The following is a 19787-nucleotide window of genomic DNA, read 5'->3' as shown; positions in this document are numbered from 1 at the left end:
TCGGGACGGGGACCGCGACGGCGGCCGGGAGAGCGGTGAATCGGCGGATGTCCGATTCGTGCAAGACCGGGAAGTTTCTCACCTCCTACGGTGACGCACATGAGTGTCCTCACCGAACGAATCTTCCGACCGGGGCAGGACGGATACGACGACGAGCGGCTCGGCATCAACCGGGCGGCCGAATCCCTCCCCGACCACGTCTTGGCCGCCACCACTGAGCATGACGTGGCCGCCGCCGTACGCCTGGCCGCCGAGCGGGGCCGACCCGTGGGAGTGCTGGCCTCCGGGCACGGCCCTTCGGCGCCGGCCGACGGCGCCGTGCTCATCAACACCGGCCGCATGACCGGAGTCCGGGTCGATCCGCGGCGCCGCACCGCCTGGATCGAGGCCGGAGCCCGCTGGAGCCGGGTGTTGGACCACGCCACCCCGCACGGGCTGGCGCCGCTCAACGGCTCCAACCCGGGCGTGGGCGCGGTCGGCTACCTGGTGGGAGGCGGTGCGGGCCTGCTCGGCCGCCGCTACGGCTTCGCCGCCGATCACGTGCGGCGGCTGCGGATGGTCACGGCGGACGGCTGCGTACGCGACGTCACGCCGGAGCGGGATCCCGACCTGTTCTGGGCGGTACGCGGCGGCAAGGACAACTTCGGCGTGGTCACCGCCGTGGAGATCGACCTGTTTCCGGTCCCGCGCCTGTACGGGGGCGGCCTGTACTTCCCCGCGGAGGCGGTGCCGCGCGTGCTGCGAGCCTACGCGGAGTGGACGCGACGGATGCCGGAGGAGATGGCCTCCTCGGTGCTGCTGGCCGCCAACCCCGACCTGCCCGGTGTCCCCGAGCCGCTCCGGGGCCGGTTCGCGGCCCACGTCCGGATCGCCTACAGCGGCGCCCCCGAGGACGGCGCGGAACTGGTGCGGCCCCTGCGCGACCTCGGCCCGCGCCTGCTGGACACCGTGCGCGACATGCCGTACGCCGAGGTCGGCACCATCCACCATGAGCCGACGGACATGCCGTTCGTCGCTTATGACCGAAACGTGCTGCTGCGCCGGTTGGACGAGGACGGCGCGGACACGCTCGTGTCGCTCGCCGGACCACAGGCCGGCGCGCCGTTCATCGCCGAGTTGCGGCACTTCGAAGGCGCCTACGGCCGCGTTCCGGAGCCGCCCAACTGCGTCGGGGGCCGGGACGCCGCGTTCTCGCTGTTCGTCGGGACCGACGCCGCCCCGGAGAGCCGGCGGCGCCGCGACGAGCTGTTCGGCCGCCTTCGCCCTTGGAGCACGGGCGGCGCGGTCCTGAACTTCATGGGCGTGGAGGACACGGCTCTCGACCGGTGCGCGCCGCCTACGAGCCGGCCGACTTCGACCGGCTCAGGCGGATCAAGGCGGTCTACGATCCGGGAAATCTGTTCCGCGTCAACTTCAACATCCCGCCGCTCGCCTGACCGGGCGTCACGCGACGCGCCACTCAGATCAGCGGCAGGCGGCGCACTCCTGTCATGGTCGGCGTGGGAATGAACAGGACGGGGTCGTCCGGATCGGTGCGCAGCGGGTCGACCCGGTCGAGCAGGATGTCGAGGGCGACGCGGCCCTCCAGCCGGGCCAGAGGGGCGCCCAGACAGAAGTGGATGCCGCGGCCGAAGGCGAGATGCGGGTTGGGGTCGCGGCCGGGGTCGAAGACCTCGGGGTCGGAGAACTGCCGGGGGTCCCGGTTGGCCGCGGCGAGCCAGGCCATGACCACCTGATCCGCCGGGATCGTCACGCCGCCGAGCTCCACCTCGCGGGTGGTGGAGCGGCCGAGCGCGGCGAACGGGGTGAGGAAACGCAGGGACTCCTCGATGACGGCCGGGATCGCGGCGCGGTCGGCCCGTACCTTCTCCTGCTGCTCGGGGAAGGCGTCCAGGCACAGCACCGTGTTGCCGAGCAGCATCGTCGTGGTGACGTGCCCGGCGAGCAGCAGGATGATCGCGAAGTTGACCACCTGCTCGTCGGGGAGGCGTTCGCCGTCCACCTCGGCCTCGACCAGCCTGGTGAGCAGGTCGGCACGCGGCCGGCGTTTGCGCTCGGCGGCGTGGGCGGCGAGATATGCCGACATCTCCTTCCACGGTTTCAGCGTGGCCTGCACGTCCACGTTCTGCTCTTCGATCGGCTCGGCGAGTGAGATCTTGGTGTCGCGCTGGAAAAGCGCGTCGGCCCACTGTTTGAACAGTGCGCGGTCGCTGCTGGGCACCCCCAGAAGTTCGGCGATGACGATGACCGGGAGTGGATAGGCCAGATCGGTCACGAGCTCGAATCGGCCGCGGTCCCGTGCGGCGTCGAGCAGTTCGTGCGTGAGGGCGGCGATCCTCGGCTCGAGGTCGGCGACGACTTTGCGGGTGAAGGCGCTGCTGACCAGTTTGCGGAGCTTGCCGTGCTCGGGCGGGTCGATCTGGGTGATGAAGCCCGCCATGGAGAATTCCTCCGTCTCCGGCATCAGGCCCTTGGGGATCAGGCGCATGGTGTCGGAGGAGAACGTCGCGGGGTCGCCGAGGAGTTCGTGCAGTTCGGGGTAGCCGTAGACGTTCCACATGCCCGCGGCGGCGTCGTACTCGACCGGCGGGCCGGATCGCGGCCCGTGCAGCCAGAAGTGCTGGTCCGGGATGGTGTATCGCTCGACGATGTCAGCCATCGCCCCTCCCTTTGGTCGTAGATCCGTTGTCACATCGACCTGAAGAAGCGTCGAGATAAGCGTAATTAGACGTCTAGGTACGCGCAACGGGATAGATAGACTTTCCGGATGCGAGGACGGCTCTTCCCCGTAGGGGAGGACTGGTACGAGTGGCGCCAGGATCCGCCGCTCACCGGCACGGTGCTGGTCCAGCTCGCCGTGGCCGCCGGGGGACGCCTGGTGCTGACCGGGCTGCGCATCGACGGTGCGCCGACCGCCGAGCTGCTGCGTTCGATCCCGGTGGGCCGCATCGAAGCCGCCGCCAACGCGCAGCTCACCGCCGTCGACGACGTGATCACGCCCGTCACCGCGAGCCGTCGCCGGCACACCGAGCTGCCCTCGCTCGACGGGGAGGGCTGGGAGATGACCACGCCCGATCATGCCCTTCCCCGGCCCTCTCCCGCCCAGAGGCGAGGACGTCCCGACAGCTTCTACCGGGAGATCGCCGACACCTATCACGAGCTCGCCCAGACCTCGGCCCGGCCCGCGGCCGAGCTGGCCGAGCTCCGCGACGTCCCGATCACCACCGCCCATCGCTGGGTCAAAGAGGCCCGGCGCCGGGGTTTCCTGCCGCCGGGTCGCCCCGGCAAGCCCGGGTGAGGCGATGTAGCTTCGAGGCGTGCCGAATGACGCACCTCTTCGAACCCGGATTCACCGGCTCATCTCCGGATACCTCGACGGGCAACCGCTCACCACCGACATTTCCACCGAGCCCGTCGCCATCCGGTCCGGCACGGCGGTGGTCTACGTCCGCCTCATCGAGGCCACGCCGCCCGTCGTGCGGGTGTTCTCTCCGCTGCTGCGCGGCATCGACCAGTCCCAGGGCCTGCTGGAGGAGCTGAACGAGCTGAACGGGCGGCTCAGCTTCCTGCGTCTCTTCTGGCGCGACGGCACGGTGTTCGCCGCCTCGGAGTTGCTGGCCGAGACGCTGACCGGCGCCGAACTGGCCAACTCGTGCGACTGGCTCGCCGAGGCGGCCGACTACTACGACGTCCGCCTGCGCTCCCGCTTCGGCGGCGAGACGGCCTTCGCCGAACGCCGGCCCACATAGCCGGCCCGGCGAGCCAGTCGCAATCCGGGCGTCATGGCGCCGACCTGGTGAGCCGGTCGTAACCCCGGGCGTCATGGCTCCGGCTCGGTGCAACTGCCCAGCGCCGGAGGGGTGCCGGCAGCCCGTGCGGGTCGTGTTTCAGCGCGCCGGCGGCGATGCCGATCGCTGTTCCTCTTCCCAGCGCCGCAGCAGGCCGGGCAGCTCTCGCAGCATGAAGGTGTAGAAGTCGCGCATCCGGGTCAGCCGCCGGTGGGCGGCGTCGTCGGGGGCGGTGGTGGCGATGCCGGTGTCGGCGGCCTTCAGCATGACCTGGGTGTAGGCGTTCTGGGAGGAGAACATGGTGGGCCAGGCGTCGTCGCGCATGCGGTAGTGCTCGCGGCGGCTGCCGGGGGCGGGCAGGCGTTCGATCAGGCCGGCCGCCAGCAGGGCCTTGATCGCGCCGGAGATCGAGCCGGCGCTGGCGCCGAGCCGGTCGGCGATCTCGCCCATGGTGACCGTCTCGGCATCGGTGAACAGGAACACCGCCAGCGTCCGCGCGTGCATCCGCTGCATCCCGCCCTCGGTCAGCGCGAGCGCCAGTCGTTCTGCCGCCTGCCACCGCTCGTGCCTGTCGCCCACACGCCACCTCCCTGAGGAAGAATAGCCATGAGCGCAACACTTCAGAAACTCCTGAAAATTCAGTATGCCCCCCGGGCGTCCGTGGAGAGGGATCGCCGGCTCGGCCACCTGCGTGAGGTGCGGACGGTCAGGCGGCCGTAGGCGAGCTCTCCGGCGACGCGGACGTGCAGCGCGCCCGGGCGTGCGCGGCCCGCGGCCTTGCAGGTCACGCGGCCCCACTGGGATGTCGTCGTGAGGGCGAGCTAGAGCCGCTGCTCCAGCTCGCCCGCGCTGAGGCGCCCGTCGGCGAAGCTCTCCTGGAGCCGGTGCCCGGCCCTGTCGCGATCTTCGTCGGAGACCCGCACGAGTTGGTCCACCCGCTGCGGCATCATCGGCTGACCGCCTTCTTGTACAGCCTGGTCGCCAGGGGCACGAACACCACCAGGAGCAGGGCCGTCCAGAGGAGCGAGGCGGCCACCGGGTGCTGGAGCGGCCAGGTGTCGGGGGCCGGCAGTGCGGGATCGGTGTTGCCGAACAGCACACGGGCGGCCTGGACGAGGGTGGAGACCGGGTTCCAGTCGGCGACGACCTGGAGCGGGCCGGGCAGCCGGGCGCTGTCGACGAACGCGTTGGACAGGAACACCAGCGGGAACGACATCAGGGTGGCGATGTTGTTGAACACCTCGGGGGTGCGCAGGGCCAGCGCGACCGTGGCGGTCACCCAGGAGAAGGCGTAGGCGAACAGCAGCAGCACCAGGAAGCCCAGCACCACCTCGGCCGGCGAGCTGTGCACGCGCCAGCCGACCAGCAGCCCGACCAGGGCCATGACGACGACGCTGGTGAAGTTCGTGAGCAGGTCGGCCAGGGTCTGGCCGGTGAGCACCGCGGTCGGCGCCATCGGCAGCGTGCGGAACCGGTCGAAGATGCCCTTCTGCAGGTCCTGGGTGAGGGTGTAGCCGGTGATCTGGGCGCTTTGCACGATGGTGACGACGAAGATGCCGGGGATGAGGTACTCCTGGTACGACATGCCGGGCACGCTGATCATGCTGCCGAAGACATAGGCGAACAGCAGGACGAAGACGATCGGTAACATGACCACGCCGCCCAGCAGGTCCGGCGCCCGCTTGATCTTCAGGACGTTGCGCTTGGTGATGGTGATGCCGTCGGCTATGGCCAGGTTGAGGGCGTTCATCGGGCGGTCTCCTTCTCGGTGTGGTCTGTCGCCTGGTGGCCGGTGAGGGTCAGGAACACCTCGTCCAGGGTCGGCCGCCGCAGTCCGGCGTCGCGGACGGTGACGCGTTCGGCGGCCAGGTGGCCCAGGGCCGTGGTGAGCGAGGCGGCGCCGTTGCTGACCGGGATCGTGACCTGCAGGGCGGTGGCGTCGGTTTGCACGTCCCCGGCGGCCAGGGGCGCCAGGGCCCGCCGGACGGTCTCCAAGTCCCTCGAGCTCGTCACGGTCAGCTCGATCCGGTCGCCGCCGATGCGGGCCTTGAGCTCGTCGGCGGTGCCGAGGGCGATCACGTGGCCGTGGTCGACCACCGCGATGCGGTCGGCCAGCCGGTCGGCCTCCTCCAGGTACTGCGTGGTCAGCAGCACGGTCGTGCCGCCGGCGACGAGCTCGGCGATGACGTCCCACAGGGCCGCTCTGGCCCGGGGGTCGAGGCCGGTGGTGGGCTCGTCCAGGAACAGCACCGGCGCGTCGGCGACCAGCGCACCGGCCAGGTCGAGGCGGCGGCGCATGCCGCCCGAGTAGCCCCGCACCGGGCGGTCGGCGGCGTCGGTCAGGTCGAAGCGTTCCAGCAGCTCGCGGGCGCGCCGGCGGCTGCGTTCCGTGCCGAGGTGGTGGAGGCGGCCGATCATCTCCAGGTTCTCGGCGCCGGTGAGGTGCTCGTCCACGGCGGCGTACTGGCCGGAGGCGCCGATCCGGGAACGCAGCCGCGCCGCGTCGCGGACGACGTCGCAGCCGGCGACGGTGGCGCGGCCGGCGTCCGGCCTGAGCAGCGTGGTCAGGATCCGCACGGTGGTGGTCTTGCCGGCGCCGTTGGGGCCGAGCAGGCCTAAGACCGTGCCCTCGGGCACCGACAGATTCATCCCGTCGAGGGCGACGACGTCGCCGTATTTCTTGACCAGCCCTTCGGCCATGATCGCGGGGGACATGCGGGTTTCTCCTTCGGTCGTGTCTGCTGGGGTCAAGGGGGAATGAGGGCATGACGAGATGGCGGGCGGTCGCCTGCGGACCGTCCGGCCGGGACGTGCGTGCTGGATTTAGATGTCGAGGTCCTCGACGACGGGATGCCGGCCGAGGTCGGCGATCAAGTCGTAGAACTCGTCGGGGATCTTGCCGCGCAGCTCTTCCAGGGTCTCCACGATCTCGAGCGTGGCCTCGCCCTGGACGAAGCCCCAGCTGGAGTCGGTGAGGCCGAGATAGCTGCGCCACGCGCCGCGGGAGAAGAGCCCCTCCAGCCAGCTGTCCGAGCCGGCCGTGGAGCTGTCGGTCCAGTCGGGTGAGCGGTCCACGTGCAGGACGTACTTGCCCTGGCGGGAGCGGTAGACCCGGAACATCTCCACCCGGTTGCCTTGGGTGCGCCCCCACTCGCCGAGCAGCACCCCGGAGAAGCGCTGCTTGCGACCGGCGCCCTGGCCCACCTTGACGATGATCTCGTCGTAGCCCTCCTGGCGGCCTTCTTCCATCTCGACGTAGCGGCGCAGAGCGAGGCTGATCGCCGTCGAGAGCTTCCCTCCGGCGAGCTCCTGAGCCCGCAGGAAGATCGGCAGATCCTCGTCCGAAACGTAGATCGTCTTATTCGGCATCGTTCCATCCTCATCCCGTATACGTATAAGACTACATATACGGGCCATGAGAGGCAATGTCAGATTCGAGTCGGCGGACGGGGCTCCTGGCCTCGGGGCCACTTGACGAGGGCGCGAAATCTCTACATTCTTATCCTACTTATTAAGTAGAGAAAGGGGAGATCGTGCGAGCGCTCATCCTGCTCGGGCTCGTCGGTTTCGCGGCCCAGCTCGTCGACGGCAGCCTGGGCATGGCCTACGGCGTCACCTCCAGCACGCTGCTGCTGGCCATCGGCACCAACGCGGCCGCCGCCTCCGCCACCGTGCACCTGGCCGAGATCGGCACCACGCTCGCCTCGGGCATCTCCCATTCGCGCTTCGGCAACGTCGACTGGAAGGTCGTCGCCAAGATCGGCATCCCGGGCGCGCTCGGCGCCTTCGCCGGCGCGACCTTCCTGTCCAGCCTGTCCACCGAGGTCGCCGCCCCGGTCATGTCGCTCATCCTGCTGACGCTCGGCGCCTACATCCTCGTCCGCTTCACCGCGTTCGGCCTGCCGCGCGGCAACCTGGGCAAGCCGCTGCGCAAGCGCTTCCTGGCCCCCCTCGGCGTCCTGGCCGGCTTCGTCGACGCCACCGGCGGGGGCGGCTGGGGCCCGGTCGGCACCCCCGCCATCCTCGCCAGCGGCCGGCTGCAGCCGCGCAAGGTGATCGGCTCCATCGACGCCAGCGAGTTCCTCGTCGCCATCGCCGCCAGCATCGGCTTCTTCGTCGGCATCGGCTCGGAGAACATCGACTTCGCCTGGGTCGCCGTCCTGCTGCTCGGCGGCGTCGTCGCCGCGCCGATCGCGGCCTGGCTGGTGCGCCACATCCCCCCGCGCATCCTCGGCTCCGCCGTCGGCGGCGTGATCATCCTGACCAACGTGCGCACCCTGCTGCGCAGCGACTGGGTCGACGCCTCCGGCGCCGTCCAGACGGTCGCCTACCTCGCCATCGCGGTGATCTGGGCCGGCGCCATCGCCTACTCCGTCCGCGAGTACCGCCGCGACAAGGCCCACGAGTCCGTCGAAGCGGTCGAGACCGACCTGCGCGCCGCGCGAACCGCCGAGGAGGAGCAGGCCTCGGCCTGAGGCCGGCGCACCGGGCCCGGGCGTCGGAACGGGCCCATGGTGCCTTCCCACGCCCATGAGAATCTCCGCCCGCACCCAGTACGCGCTCACCGCCATGCTCGCCCTGGCCGAGGCCGGCGGCCCGATGCACGCCGAATCGATCGCCGGCTCACAGGAGATCCCACGCCGCTTCTGCGACAACATCCTGCTGCAGTTACGCCGGGCCGGCCTGGTCGGCAGCCGGCGCGGCCCGGACGGCGGTTACTGGCTGGCCCGCCCCGCCGCGGAGATCGCCCTCGCCGACATCATCCGCGTCACCGAGGGGATCGAGCCGACCGGCCCCGCCTTCCCGAAGTCGGCCGCACCGCTGGCCGAGATCTGGGCCGAGCTGCGCGCCCACGAAGACCGCCTGCTGAGCACGGTCACCCTCGCAGACGTTCTCGGGTCGTCCCGCCACGACGGGGTCAAGGAGCGGGGCGGGCCTACCGCAACCCGGGCGCCTCGGTGGAGCCGGTACCCATTCCGCGTTCGATGGCCTCGATGATCCGGGGCCGCAACTCCGCGGCGCTGATGATCGCGTCCACCGAGCCGACCTCCACAGCCCGCTGGATGCTGTGCACCCGGTCGAACTCGGCGGCGACCTCCCCCAGCTTCTCCGCCCGCACGGCGGACTGCACCTCCACCAGCTGAGCGTTGAGCGCCGCACGCTCGGCCCCGCTGGCCGCCGAGATCCGCGTCTGCAGGCCGGTCACCCGCGGGTCGGTCGCCGTGCGGTGGTTGACCTCGCCGGAGAACACCACGGCGGCCGCCGGCGCACCGCCGAGCACCGAGGCGAACGAGCCCTCCAGCGCGAGCACGGTCATGTTCGGGTTGAGCGCCTTGGAGAACACCACGAACGCCCCGCCGTGATACCGGGAGATCACGCAGAACACGATCGGCCCGTCGAAGTTGACGATCGCCCGGCCGATCTCCGCGCCGTACTCCAGCTGGAGCTTGCGCATCGACTCCGGCGAGCCGTCGAATCCGGACAGGTTCGCCAGCACCACCAGCGGCCGGTTGCCGGACGCCGCGTTGATCGCCCGCGCGGTCTTCTTCGACGATCGCGGGAAGAGCGTGCCGGCGGTGTAGGTGTCCGGCCCATCGGTGGGCGGGAAGCCGCGCCGCGGCACCGACCGGGACTCGATGCCGATCAGGCAGACCGGCCAGCCCCCGATGTGCACGTCCTGGACCACGGACGTCTCCGCGTCGGCCATGCCCGCCCAGCGTTCCAGCACAGGGTGGTCCTGGTCGGACACGGCGCGCATCACCGTGCGGATGTCGAACGGCTTCTTGCGGTCCGGGTTGTGCTCCGCGGAGAAGATCTCGCCGACGGTGGTGAAGTCGCTGCCCGCGACCGCGTGCGGGAACGACGAGACGTCGCGGTCGATCGGGTCGCCGGTGAGGGCCCGCCGCGGCGCGCGCTCGCCGGGCACGACGTAGGTGTGGTCGTAGTGCGCCATCAGCACGTCGCGGGCGGCCTGCAGGTTGGGCGCCCAGTACTGCGCCTGGCCGTTCGGGCCCATGACGCGGTCGTAGCCGCCGATGCCGAAGTTGTCCTCGGCCGACACCCCGCCGGAGAAGTCCAGCGACTGCTTGCCGGTGAGCACCATCGCCGAGTCCGGCGTCATCACCAGGATGCCCTTGGTGTGCATGAGCATCGTGGCCTCGGCGTTCCAGTACGGCTGGGCGCCGACGGTGATCCCGGCGACCACGATGTTGATCTCGCCGCCTGCCTGGGTGAACGTGACGATCCGCTTGAGCGCGGCCGCGACCCAGTCCATGTTCTCGGTGCCGGAGGTCATCGAGATCCGCGCGCCCGCCGACAGCGCGAACCACTCAAGCGGGACCCGCATCCGCTCGGCCAGGTCGAGCGCGGCGATCACCCGCGAGCACTCCGGCTCCGACAGCGCGCCCAGCGCCTTGGTCGGGTCGCCGAGCAGGACCACGCGGGTGACGCCCTCGGGGTGCCGCTCGGTAGGCGTCGTGACGACGCCCGCCACGATCGCCGCGGTGTTCTTCCCCTTCGGCCGGTCGACCGGCACGAGGGCGCCGTGCTCGTCGAGGTCGTGCTCGACGAAGCGGCCCTCGGGCCCGGCGAGCATGCCGGTCAGCTCGTACGGGTAGACGTTGCCGCGCCTGGCCGCTCGCAGCACCTTCTGGCGGTAGTCGCCGAGCGGCTGCACCGGCTCCGTCGACGGCTTCTCGACGTAGAGGCTCGCGCCGTGACCGGCGTCGAGGGTGATCCGCACGGCGACCTCGCTCAGCTCGCCCGCGGCGTTGCGCTGGCGGGCCACGAACAGGACCTCCTCCAGCCCCGCGCCCGCCGTGGTCGGCAGGATGCGCTGGACCAGTGCGTTCAGCTCGTCCTGCGACATCTCGGTCGACGGCCAGACGTACATCATGATCCGGTTGGTGTCGAACCGCTTGTTCTGGGGCCGTTGTGCCTGGATGTTGCGGATCGCGTCCATGCCCGCGGTGAGCGCGTCCTCCACAGCGGGCAGCGCGACCAGCCTGCCGTCGGCCTCGCGCAGCGGCGTCAGGTCGCGGACCTGGCCCATCGCGATGAGCCGTTCGTCGGCCGGGTTGGTCTTCGCGACGGCCTTGAACAGGTAGATCTCCTCGTCGACGGACGGCAGCCGGGTGAGGTCGAACTCGCGCCACCGCTGGAGCTGCAGGCGCCGCGCGATCTGCGGGTGCAGGCCGCGGATCAGCCGGTCCTCGGCGAAACCGGCTCCGTCGGGCCGGAAGGTGAAGTGGTGGTGCATCACGGCGCCGTCGGTGCCGGCGACGATGATCGTGATCCGGTGGACGCCCGCGGGCCGCGTGTGCTCGGCGAGGAGCCCGCCCAGCCGTACGGCCATGGCGTCGGCGTCGGGCCGGTCGTCCCAGGTGACGTAGAGGTCGGCGACCAGCTCGCGCTCAGCGGCTTCGGCGGCGAGCGTGCCGAGGGCGCCGACGGCGTCGGGCAGGGTGGCGATGTCGACGGCGGCGGCGACCACGCGCCTCGTGCCGTCCGAGCCCGAGCGCTCGGCCGTGACGAACCGGCAGCCGTCGGTCTCCCGTACGGTGACCTCCGATAGCCCGCGGTTGCCGTAGTAGCGGCGGGTCACCACCTCCAGCAGCGGCGCGTGGTCGCGCCCCGCCCGGCCGATCCGCTGGCCGATCAGCCGGACCAGCGGCTCGGGGCAGGCCACCATGGCCTGGATCCGCTCGGCGCGGTCCGGCGCCTGCGGGTTGCGGTCGAGGTAACGCAGGTGGCCGCGCACCGCGGCGTACGCCTTGGCGCGGCTGCGCCGCAGCAGCGGCTGGGCGAACCAGCGGAACACCACGCCGCGGGCCAGGTCAGACACCGTGGGGAAGCGCACCTGCGTGGCCTCGACCAGATGCTCGAGGGTGAGCCCGGCGCGCTCGCCGAGTGACTCCAGCGGCGGCGGGCCGGCCGGCCACTGACGCAGCAGCTCCGACACGATCGCGACGTCGGTGCTCATCCGCTGCTGCGCCAGGAAGATCCGGAACACCGCGGCCTCCAGCTCCGGAGTGCGGTCGAGGCCGGTGATGCCGTAGTGGGCCAGGACCTTGGCGAGCTTGGCCTGGAAGCTCTCGGGGAGCCCGGCGCGCTCCACGTCAAGGCTCTGCAGATAGCTGTGGAAGAACTCGCGCGGGCTGTGCACCGCGCTGTCGGACTCGGCGTCGAGGTCGCCGCCCGGCTTGTTGCGGCTCAGCTCGCACAGGTCGGCGAACACGGTGAGCAGGTCGAGCTCGCCCTCCAGCAGTTGCCCGCCCAGCTCGGCACGCGCGCTCAGATAGTCCGACAGCACCCGCTTGTGGTCGTGCGGGTCGACGTCGAAGCCCATCAGCAGGCTGCGCAGGTCCTGCAGGCCGCGCTCGACCCGGTCGGCCGCGGACACGTCCGTCGGCTCGGCCGGCAGGTCGATCTCGACGGTGCCCGCCTCCTCCTGCGGACCCTCATCGGCGAGCGGCTCCAGGCGCATCAGCGGGGCACCGGTCTCGACCTGGCTGCCCACCGACACCGGGCACTCACGGACCCGGGCCCGGAACGGCGCGCGCAGCACCGTCTCCATCTTCATGCTCTCCAGCACCAGGACCGGAGCGCCCGCCTCGACCTCGTCGCCGACCGCCAGCGGCGCCGCCACGACCAGTGCGGGGGCGGGGGAGCGGACGACGCCGCCCTCGTCGCGGCTGATGCGGTGGGTGACGCCGTCGACCTCGACCAGATGGATCGGCCCGTGCGCCGCCGACACCAGGCGGAACCGGCGGCCGTTGACCGTGATCTGGCCGCAGTGCGCGTCGAACCGGTCGACCTCGACGTCCGCCGGATGCACGGCGCCGCCGGCCGAGACGCCGACGCGGAACCGCTTGTGCCCGGCCCTGGCCACGCTCACCCGGTAGCCGACGCCGCGGAGCTTGAGGTCCAGCGGGCGGCCCGGGTCGTGCTGAACCTGGGGGCGCCCGCCGTAGGCGGTGGAAAGGAGCCGGCTGCGGCTGAGCTCCTCCTGCTCGCGGTAGGCCTCGATCGCGGCGGCGGCCAGGGCGATGGCGGAGTGCCGGTGGCTGACCAGGCGACCCTCGGCGCGCACGCGGTCGATCCAGCCGGTGTCGGCGCTCGCGGCGATGACCTCGGGCTGGTCGAGAAGGTCGAGGATGAAGCTCTTGTTGGTGGCGCCACCCTCGATGATCACCGTGAGGTCGGCCATCGCGCGGCGCAGCCGGCCGAGAGCCTGCTCGCGGTCGCGGCCATAGGCGATGATCTTCGCGATCATCGAGTCGAAGTCGGCCGGGATGACATCGCCCTCCCTGACGCCGGTGTCCACGCGGATGCCGGGCCCGGCGGGCAGCACCAGGCGTGCGATGCGGCCCGGGGACGGCGCGAAGTCGCGGTCGGGGTCCTCGGCGTTGAGCCGGGCCTCCACGGCGTGGCCGGCCTCGACCGGCTGGGGGCCCTCCAGCTTCCCGCCGGCGGCCACGTGCAGCTGCAGCCGGACCAGGTCGGTGCCGGTGGTGATCTCGGTGATCGGGTGCTCGACCTGCAGCCGGGTGTTGACCTCGAGGAAGGCGAACAGCTTCTCGCCCGGGTGGTAGAGGAACTCCACGGTGCAGGCTCCGCGGTAGCCGACGGCCAGGGCCAGCCGCTCGGCCGACGCCTTCAGCTCGGCGGCCTGCTCTTCCATCAGGACCGGAGAGGCGGACTCCTCGATGATCTTCTGGTTGCGCCGCTGCACCGAGCAGTCACGGACCCCCAGGGCCCACGCGGTGCCCTGGCCGTCGGCGATGACCTGCACCTCGACGTGCCGCGCGCCGGTGACCAGGCGCTCCAGGAACACCACGCCGGAACCGAACGCGCGCAGCGCCTCCTGGCGGGTGCGTTCGTAGGCGTCGGCCAGCTCCTCCTTCGAGGAGACCACGCGGATGCCGCGCCCGCCGCCGCCGGCGCTCGCCTTGAGCATCAGCGGGTAGCCGATCTCCTCGCCGGCGCGCAGCGCCTCCTCCAGGGTGGCGACCTCGCCGCGGCTCCACGGCGCCACCGGGACGCCGACCTCCTCGGCGATCAGCTTGGCGCCGATCTTGTCGCCGAGCCTGCGCATCGCCTCGGCGCTCGGCCCGACGAAGGTGACGCCGATCTTCTCGCACAACTCGGCGAACGCCGGATCCTCCGCGACGAACCCCCAGCCGACCCACGCCGCGTCCGCCCCGGTCTCGGTGAGCGCCCGCTCCAGGACGGCATGATCGAGGTACGGCCTGGCCGAGGCGGGCCCCAGTGGGTAGGCGATGTCGGCTTCGCGGACGAAGGTGGCCTCGCGATCGGCGTCGGTGTAGAGGGCGACCGTCTCGATGCGCGCCCCCGTCTCAGCCGAAAGGTCCCGGACGGCGTGGATGAGCCGCATCGCGGCCTCCCCGCGGTTGACGATGGCGACACGACTGAACACCGACTGAATCTCCCCGCTGTCACGCGCAAAAGGCGACGTTCATCCCATAGCGTCGCCTCTACCTCTTCTCTACCCTGCTTGATCGCCGCCGGGCACACCAATGTCCGCATCGCTCATGGCCGGGCCGCTGCGTTGTAGGGGATCCACAAAAAACGTGGTGATGAACCCCGGCGGCGACCCGAAACCGGGGAGCGGAGCGGCTCGCGCGGAACCTACAGGCGCCGGTCAGTGACGAGGGACGAGAGCAGTTCCACGGCCGCGGCCAGGTCCCACCGACTCTCCGAAGCGGTCTGGGACAGGATCGTGGTGACCAGCCGGCTGGCCTGCTCCACCGCCTTGACGCCCGCGTCCATGGAGCCGTGCCGGTGGGAGATCACGGCGATCAGGTACGTGCGCCCGCCATCCCGCACCCGCCCGATGCTGTTGATCGTCCACCGGCCGCCGTGCCGTTCGCGGGGCAGCCATCCGTTCTTGAGCGCCACCTCCGCGTCCTGGCCGCCCGCCGCGCTCACGCCCCACGCCTGCTCGGGCGCCACGTCGTCCATCAGGCCCAGCACGTGCCTGCGGTTCCCGGCCGACAGAGGGCTCTTGGGAGAGGTGAGCGCGGTCAGCAGCCGGACCTGGTCGGCGGCGCTGGTGGTGGTCGCACCCCACGCCCCGCCCGGCCCAGGCCGGGTGTCACGCAGGCCGAACCGCTTGTTCGCGGCGGCCAGGCCGGACGCGCCGCCGATCGCCGACCACAGCGCCGAGGCGGCGGCGTTGTCGCTGACCTTGACGGCCTGCGCGGCCGCCCGCCGCTCCCAGGAGGTGAGGCCGCGGCGCTGCCCCTGGGCCTTGAGCAGCAGCGCCATGACGATGTTGACCTTGACGATGCTGGCCGTGGCCGTCCTGAGCCCGCGGTTGTAGGAGAAGGACAGCCCGGTGGAAGGCTCGTGCACCGACACCGCCACCTCGCCGGGAACGTCGTCGAAGTAGCGGTCCAGCGCCCGGGTCAGCGGCTTCTGATACGAGGACGACGACAGCGCCGGTGTCGGCTTCGTGGCCGATGCCCGAGCGTGGGTCGTGGTCGTGGTGGCGGCGACGGGTACGGGCGAGACGCCGCAGGACGTGAGGACGATCAGTGACGCGACCGCCGCCACGGTCGAGCCCAACGCGGCACGCCGGCGCTTCGACCGCGCCCCGCACGCCCGGATCACCATGAGTGGCCAGCTCCACATGTGGCCGTATTCGTCATGCGGGGGATCGGCGGATCAGGCGAGCGGGCTCGACACCGTGACCGATCCGGTTCCGACGGCCGAACTCACCTCCCGTCCCCGGATTGTCCCCCCGGCAGTGAGGGCCTACGATGTTGAGTAAACGTTTATTCAATGGATGGCCATGGTGAGGACGCGCAAGGAACAGGCGGAGTGGCGGCGCGAGCAGCTGCTCGACGCGGCGTTGCGGGTGTTCGCCCGCAAGGGCGTGGACGGGGCGTCGGTCAAGGACCTGGCCGATGCGGCGGGCGTGACGCCCGGCCTGCTGTACCGGTACTTCGAGAGCAAGGAGGCGCTGGTCGAGGCGCTGCTCCGGGAGCGGGGTTTCCTGCCGCGGCTGCGCGAGCTGTTGACGGCCGGCCATGACGGGCGGCCCGCTCCCCAGGTGCTGGCCGACCTGCTGGGCGGGTTCGACGCGCTGCTGGCCGAGAACGCCGATCTGGTGGCGGTGTTCTTCAGCGCCACCCACGCCCGCCGGGCGCTGGCGGAGCTGGTCAGTGAGGGGCAGCGGCTCATCGGCGACTTCCTGGCCGCCCGGGTCGCGCTCGGCGAGCTCCGCCCGCATGACACGGAGACGGCGGCCCGCACGCTCTTCGCCACCGTGGCCGTCAACCGCGCGACCGGAAGCCCGGTTGACGTCCGAAGCCTGGTCGAGCTGCTCTTCCCCCCGGAAAGGTGAACACCTCGATGCTTACCGAAGGTCCGCAGAAAGCCTCGGCCTTCACTTCAGACCGGGGATGAATGCGGTCCCCGGCAAGGGATGACCCGGCGGAGCCGGGGCAGACCGGAGCGCGTAGCGCGGACCCAGGGCGTCATGCCGGTCGGCGCTTCTGTTCGATGTACTGCCTGATGATCGAGAGTGGGGTTGCGCCACAAGAGGCGGCGAAGTAGCCAGGTGACCAGAAGGCGCCGTGCATGATGGCGCGGTTGACGCGGCCGGGGAACTCCTTGCGCAGGTAGTGGGAGGAGACTCCCCTGAACGAGACCACGTACCTGCCGCGCCGGCATTCCGCTTCCTGACTCATCGGTCAGGCGATAGTATGTTCGAACTGCTGTGGCGTGGGAGGCTCCTGGGGGAGGTGTTTCGCGCGTGCTGGCGGGCCGGAGGTACCGGTTGGAGTTCGATCTCGGCCAGCGGTTGTTCGCCGAGCGGCTGGGCGGGATCTGCCGCAGCGTGTGGAACACCGGATTGGAGCAGCGCCGCGCCTATCGGCGCCGGGGCGCGTTCATCGGCTACGTCGAGCAGTGCCGCCAGCTCGCCGAAGCGAAGAAGGACCCGGACTGTGCCTGGCTGGCCGAGGCGCCCGCGCAGGTCATCCAGCAGACGCTGAAGGGTCTGGAAGAAGGGATCCAACCGGCGCCGGCGGGTCGTCCGGGCGATGGGTGATCTGATGCGGCGGGCGCGGTGGCGGCGGGCGGACTTCAATGCCCAGGCCGGACGCGAAGAGCCGCGAGAGCCAAGCCCTCTTCCGGTGCACCTCCTGCAGGCATGTCGAGCACGCAGATGTGAACGCTGCCAAGAACATCAGGACGAGAGGACAGGCGGCCGGGCTGGTCGTGTCAGGGCGTGGAGACCCTCCCGGGTCGGTGAAGCGTCAAGCATCCCGTACCACAGTTCGCAGCGCGGGTGACGCGCCTCGAGCTGCCGCCTGAGCGGCACGGGAATCTCCGGACTTCGTCGGGCCCGGGGAGCAAGTCAACGAGACAACCAGGTGCTGCGTCGTCGGAGGAGTTCCTGCGGCTGCCGCACACCACGATGCCCGACGTCACCGTGGACATCGGCGGCCGGGCCGTCACCTTCGCCGACTTCACCCGGCTGCACGTGCGATGCCCGTACATCGCCTTCATGCCCCAGTGGGACGTGCTCGACTTCCTGGCCGGCAAGGCCGCTGCCTACCCCTCCTTCCGCCTGCTGCGAAGCACCGAGGCGACAGACCTGATCAGGGAGGCGGGGCGGGTGGCCGGGGTGCGTGCCACCGGTCCCGACGGGCCGCTGGAGGTCCGGGCGGACCTGGTGATCGCCGCGGACGGCCGCCGTTCCACACTGCGGGCCCGGGCGAGTCTTGAGCCCGGGGCCGCCTCGCCGCCCATGGACGTGCTGTGGTTCCATCTGCCCCGGCGCGACGGCGACCGGGTGCCCTTCTTCCAGGGCGGCAAGGGGGCGCTGGTGGCGATCGACCGGGGCGAGTTCTGGCAGCTCGCCTACACCATCCCCGCCGGCGCGTTCGAAGAGTTGAAAGAGGCGGGCCTGCCCGCCTTCCGGGAACGGATCGCGGCACTGGCGCCCGCTCTGCGCGACCGCCTGGAGCTGATCGACGGCTGGGAACGGCTGCACCGGCTCGCCGTCAGGGTGGACCGGCTGCCGCGCTGGCACCTGCCGGGACTGCTGTGCATCGGCCACGCGGCCCACGCCATGTCGCCGGCGGGCGGCGTCGGCATCAACCTGGCCGTGCAGGACGCCGTGGCCGCCGCCAACCTGCTCGGCCCGGCCCTCCTGCGACCCGGCGTGCCCTCCGAGGCCGACCTCGCCTCGGTTCAGGCGCGCAGGGCGTGGCCGGCCAAGGTGACTCAGGCGTTCCAGGTCGGGATCCTGCGTGACCTCTATCCCAAGGAGTTGTCCGACGACACGGCCGAACACGCGCCGCCGATCTTCACCGCGTTCAAGGCCCTGCCGCCGCCCGCCGCCTGCACGCCCGCGTGTGCGCGCTCGTCGCCCGCTCCCCGGGCCCGGGCAGGTAGGCGGGCAGCAGACCGGTCATCACCTGCCACACCTCCCGATGGGCGCCCCGCTCGGCCGCCTCCCTGAGCGCGGCCACGGCGACGGACGGGCCCTCCTCTCCGCGCCTGAGCAGCTCCGCCAGCTGCCTGCCCAGCACCGCGCCCGGCAGGTCACCGGTGGCCGCCAGGTGCAGCAGCGGCCGCAGGCCGCCGCTGTCGGGGTCGTCGAGCAGGTAGTAGGCCAGCAGCAGCGCCAGCCCCGGCCGCCCGCTCCCGTGCGTCGGGCGACTCGCAGAGCAGCGCGGCGGCCAGTGCGGGCGCGTAGGCGTCGACATCGCCATCCTTCAGCACCCGGTCGAGCAGACTCAGCCCGGCCCGCACGAGCTTGCCTTCTCTGCGGTAGGGCAGGCCCTCGACGGCCTCTGCGGGCGGTGTGGTCTTCAGGCGGCGCAACTGCCGCAACGCCAGGTCGGCCACGTTGGCGGGGGCGTGGGAGAGCAGCGCCACATAGTCGTCGGCGCGCGGCGCGACCTCCTCCGGGGCCGGGTCGAGCAGGTCGTGCAGGCGTACGAAGAAACGCAGGTCGGCCGCCTGGCCACCGCGCAGGAACCGGGTGCGGCAGCCGTCGAGCAGCGCCGCGCGCCGGATCCGGCCCTCGGCGGCCAGCTTGCCGAGCGCCGCGGGCAGGGCCTGGTCGTCGCACAGCAGCCTGCCCGCCCCCTCGGCCTCGAACAGCCGCGGCAGCATGACGTCCAGCAAACGATCGCCGGCCAGGTCGCCGAGGGGGGTGGCGACCAGCCACGCCAGAGTGAGCGGGTCGTGCTCGGGCGGCTCCGCGCCGCTGGCACGCAGCAGCGCCAACGCCAGCCGCACCCGCCGGTCGTCGGCCTGGGGACGGGTGCCGCGCAGCCGCAGCGCCAGACGGACGGCGAGGTCTTGCTGCCAGGCGACGGGCCTGACCGCGACGACCTCGAGGATGGCCGGGACGTCGTCGGCCTCGCGCGGCATCCAACTGCGCTCGAAATCGCGCTTGGTGAGCCAGGTCGCGACGGCCGCGGCGCCCGCGATGGCGCCCGCTCCCGCCACGCGCATCGGCTCCCTCCAGCGGTCCTCCATCTCCGGGCCCTGGCTCAGCAGCACACTCGCTTCCGGCATCGCGAACACGTACCGGCCCATCTCCTCCGCCCGCAGCTCGAGCTCGCGCCATCGGGCCTGGTGCCGCTGCATGCGCTCGTAGTCCCGGCGGGTACCGGCCTGCCGGGCGATCGGCAGATATCCGGGTAACTCACGCGCCACCTCGCGGCGTTGCGCGTCGTCGTATCCGATCATCAGGGTCGCGACGGCGGAGAAGTCCTCGGCGTCGATGGCCGCGCGGACGGCGTCCCAGGCATTGGTCATGGCGGCGACAATAGGGCAGCTCACTGACAAATGTTCGTCCGCGGGTGGCGACGGAGGCTCACCTCGAGCTCGCGCATGTGACAGCAGAAGTCCACTCAAACCCGAAGAACCGGTAAATGTCCGGTTGTTGACCTGTTTTCGTCACTGTCTCCATGAGAGCGTGAGGGCTCAGCAAAACGGACTAAAGCCCCA

At 71.3% G+C, this 19787-nt stretch carries 19 protein-coding genes; 9 read left to right on the top strand and 10 right to left on the bottom strand.

The features are described from left to right. The first annotated feature begins 99 nt into the window (after nt 1-99). The gene (locus ID574_RS61570) at nt 100-1509 is read left to right on the top strand and encodes an FAD-binding oxidoreductase (RefSeq protein WP_262495997.1); all 1410 of its coding nucleotides are present in this window, start codon (nt 100-102) and stop codon (nt 1507-1509) included. Here ID574_RS61570 and ID574_RS16190 read toward each other — a convergent pair. Further along, nucleotides 1460-2659, bottom strand: coding sequence for a cytochrome P450 (locus ID574_RS16190; protein WP_188189728.1), 1200 nt, complete (start codon nt 2657-2659; stop codon nt 1460-1462). The genes ID574_RS61570 and ID574_RS16190 overlap by 50 nt on opposite strands. Nucleotides 2660-2767: 108 nt before the next feature. Here ID574_RS16190 and ID574_RS16185 point away from each other — a divergent pair, with 108 nt between their 5' ends. Both ID574_RS16185 and ID574_RS16180 read left to right on the top strand, forming a co-directional pair. Then, complete coding sequence (locus ID574_RS16185) at nt 2768-3298, top strand: hypothetical protein (protein ID WP_188189727.1); 531 nt, start codon at nt 2768-2770, stop codon at nt 3296-3298. 19 nt (nt 3299-3317) lie between these two features. Further along, a complete protein-coding gene (locus ID574_RS16180) occupies nt 3318-3749 on the top strand; it encodes a T3SS (YopN, CesT) and YbjN peptide-binding chaperone 1 (RefSeq protein WP_188189726.1) in 432 nt (143 codons plus the stop codon). Nucleotides 3750-3887: 138 nt separating this feature from the next. Here ID574_RS16180 and ID574_RS16175 read toward each other — a convergent pair whose 3' ends face one another. From ID574_RS16175 to ID574_RS16155, 5 genes are all read right to left on the bottom strand, one after another. After that, complete coding sequence (locus tag ID574_RS16175) at nt 3888-4367, bottom strand: GbsR/MarR family transcriptional regulator (RefSeq protein ID WP_223166745.1); 480 nt, start codon at nt 4365-4367, stop codon at nt 3888-3890. A 242-nt stretch (nt 4368-4609) separates the two neighbouring features. Beyond that, nucleotides 4610-4738 (bottom strand): DUF1707 SHOCT-like domain-containing protein, encoded by a 129-nt coding sequence (locus ID574_RS59700; protein WP_223166744.1) that lies wholly within the window; start codon nt 4736-4738, stop codon nt 4610-4612. Beyond that, nucleotides 4735-5538: an ABC transporter permease gene (locus tag ID574_RS16165; protein WP_188189725.1), complete on the bottom strand. Its 804-nt coding sequence runs from the start codon at nt 5536-5538 to the stop codon at nt 4735-4737. Before ID574_RS16165 ends, ID574_RS59700 begins: the two co-directional genes overlap by 4 nt. Further along, nucleotides 5535-6503, bottom strand: a complete 969-nt coding sequence (locus tag ID574_RS16160; RefSeq protein WP_188189724.1) for an ATP-binding cassette domain-containing protein — start codon at nt 6501-6503, stop codon at nt 5535-5537. The genes ID574_RS16165 and ID574_RS16160 overlap by 4 nt, the downstream gene beginning before the upstream one ends. Before the next feature lie 108 nt (nt 6504-6611). Next, nucleotides 6612-7157, bottom strand: coding sequence for an EXLDI protein (locus ID574_RS16155; protein ID WP_188189723.1), 546 nt, complete (start codon nt 7155-7157; stop codon nt 6612-6614). Between the two features lie 164 nt (nt 7158-7321). On the opposite strand from ID574_RS16155, the gene ID574_RS16150 reads away from it, so the two are divergent. Next, nucleotides 7322-8263, top strand: a complete 942-nt coding sequence (locus tag ID574_RS16150; RefSeq protein ID WP_188189722.1) for a sulfite exporter TauE/SafE family protein — start codon at nt 7322-7324, stop codon at nt 8261-8263. A 55-nt stretch (nt 8264-8318) separates the two neighbouring features. Beyond that, entirely contained in the window at nt 8319-8786 is a 468-nt protein-coding gene (locus ID574_RS16145; RefSeq protein ID WP_188189721.1) for an RrF2 family transcriptional regulator, read from the top strand. Here the strand turns inward: ID574_RS16145 and ID574_RS16140 are convergent. Continuing rightward, on the bottom strand, nt 8725-14226 hold the full coding sequence (locus ID574_RS16140; protein WP_188189720.1) for an ATP-binding protein: 5502 nt from the start codon (nt 14224-14226) through the stop codon (nt 8725-8727). The genes ID574_RS16145 and ID574_RS16140 overlap by 62 nt on opposite strands. Nucleotides 14227-14438: 212 nt before the next feature. Next, nucleotides 14439-15425 (bottom strand): serine hydrolase, encoded by a 987-nt coding sequence (locus ID574_RS16135; RefSeq protein ID WP_188189719.1) that lies wholly within the window; start codon nt 15423-15425, stop codon nt 14439-14441. Nucleotides 15426-15597: 172 nt separating this feature from the next. Here ID574_RS16135 and ID574_RS16130 point away from each other — a divergent pair, with 172 nt between their 5' ends. Continuing rightward, a complete protein-coding gene (locus tag ID574_RS16130; RefSeq protein WP_223166743.1) occupies nt 15598-16158 on the top strand; it encodes a TetR/AcrR family transcriptional regulator in 561 nt (186 codons plus the stop codon). 133 nt (nt 16159-16291) lie between these two features. Here ID574_RS16130 and ID574_RS16125 read toward each other — a convergent pair whose 3' ends face one another. Further along, nucleotides 16292-16504, bottom strand: coding sequence for a transposase (locus ID574_RS16125; RefSeq protein WP_188189717.1), 213 nt, complete (start codon nt 16502-16504; stop codon nt 16292-16294). Nucleotides 16505-16533: 29 nt separating this feature from the next. On the opposite strand from ID574_RS16125, the gene ID574_RS16120 reads away from it, so the two are divergent. From ID574_RS16120 to ID574_RS16110, 3 genes are all read left to right on the top strand, one after another. Beyond that, a complete protein-coding gene (locus ID574_RS16120) occupies nt 16534-16866 on the top strand; it encodes a helix-turn-helix domain-containing protein (RefSeq protein WP_442939306.1) in 333 nt (110 codons plus the stop codon). A gap of 38 nt (nt 16867-16904) precedes the next feature. Beyond that, nucleotides 16905-17132, top strand: a complete 228-nt coding sequence (locus ID574_RS16115; RefSeq protein ID WP_223166741.1) for a zinc ribbon domain-containing protein — start codon at nt 16905-16907, stop codon at nt 17130-17132. A 103-nt stretch (nt 17133-17235) separates the two neighbouring features. After that, complete coding sequence (locus ID574_RS16110) at nt 17236-18285, top strand: FAD-dependent oxidoreductase (protein ID WP_188189715.1); 1050 nt, start codon at nt 17236-17238, stop codon at nt 18283-18285. 83 nt (nt 18286-18368) lie between these two features. On the opposite strand, the gene ID574_RS16105 is transcribed toward ID574_RS16110, so the two are convergent. Continuing rightward, the gene (locus ID574_RS16105) at nt 18369-19595 is read right to left on the bottom strand and encodes a hypothetical protein (protein WP_188189714.1); all 1227 of its coding nucleotides are present in this window, start codon (nt 19593-19595) and stop codon (nt 18369-18371) included. Nucleotides 19596-19787: the final 192 nt, after the last annotated feature.

The sequence above is a fragment of the Nonomuraea sp. SYSU D8015 genome (genome assembly GCF_008065375.1).
In the GTDB taxonomy this organism is placed as follows: Bacteria; Actinomycetota; Actinomycetes; order Streptosporangiales; family Streptosporangiaceae; genus Nonomuraea.
The sequence above is the reverse complement of the archived record's forward strand: the minus strand, read 5'-3'. Positions and strand labels throughout refer to the sequence as shown.

Excerpts from the sequence above, each read along its gene's own strand:
- ID574_RS61570 (WP_262495997.1), top strand. The coding sequence starts at position 100 with ATGAGTGTCCTCACCGAACGAATCTTCCGACCGGGGCAGGACGGATAC.
- ID574_RS16190 (WP_188189728.1), bottom strand. The coding sequence starts at position 2,659 with ATGGCTGACATCGTCGAGCGATACACCATCCCGGACCAGCACTTCTGG.
- ID574_RS16185 (WP_188189727.1), top strand. The coding sequence starts at position 2,768 with ATGCGAGGACGGCTCTTCCCCGTAGGGGAGGACTGGTACGAGTGGCGC.
- ID574_RS59700 (WP_223166744.1), bottom strand. The coding sequence starts at position 4,738 with ATGATGCCGCAGCGGGTGGACCAACTCGTGCGGGTCTCCGACGAAGAT.
- ID574_RS16165 (WP_188189725.1), bottom strand. The coding sequence starts at position 5,538 with ATGAACGCCCTCAACCTGGCCATAGCCGACGGCATCACCATCACCAAG.
- ID574_RS16160 (WP_188189724.1), bottom strand. The coding sequence starts at position 6,503 with ATGTCCCCCGCGATCATGGCCGAAGGGCTGGTCAAGAAATACGGCGAC.
- ID574_RS16155 (WP_188189723.1), bottom strand. The coding sequence starts at position 7,157 with ATGCCGAATAAGACGATCTACGTTTCGGACGAGGATCTGCCGATCTTC.
- ID574_RS16145 (WP_188189721.1), top strand. The coding sequence starts at position 8,319 with ATGAGAATCTCCGCCCGCACCCAGTACGCGCTCACCGCCATGCTCGCC.
- ID574_RS16135 (WP_188189719.1), bottom strand. The coding sequence starts at position 15,425 with ATGGTGATCCGGGCGTGCGGGGCGCGGTCGAAGCGCCGGCGTGCCGCG.
- ID574_RS16130 (WP_223166743.1), top strand. The coding sequence starts at position 15,598 with ATGGCCATGGTGAGGACGCGCAAGGAACAGGCGGAGTGGCGGCGCGAG.
- ID574_RS16125 (WP_188189717.1), bottom strand. The coding sequence starts at position 16,504 with ATGAGTCAGGAAGCGGAATGCCGGCGCGGCAGGTACGTGGTCTCGTTC.
- ID574_RS16115 (WP_223166741.1), top strand. The coding sequence starts at position 16,905 with ATGCCCAGGCCGGACGCGAAGAGCCGCGAGAGCCAAGCCCTCTTCCGG.
- ID574_RS16110 (WP_188189715.1), top strand. The coding sequence starts at position 17,236 with ATGCCCGACGTCACCGTGGACATCGGCGGCCGGGCCGTCACCTTCGCC.
- ID574_RS16105 (WP_188189714.1), bottom strand. The coding sequence starts at position 19,595 with ATGACCAATGCCTGGGACGCCGTCCGCGCGGCCATCGACGCCGAGGAC.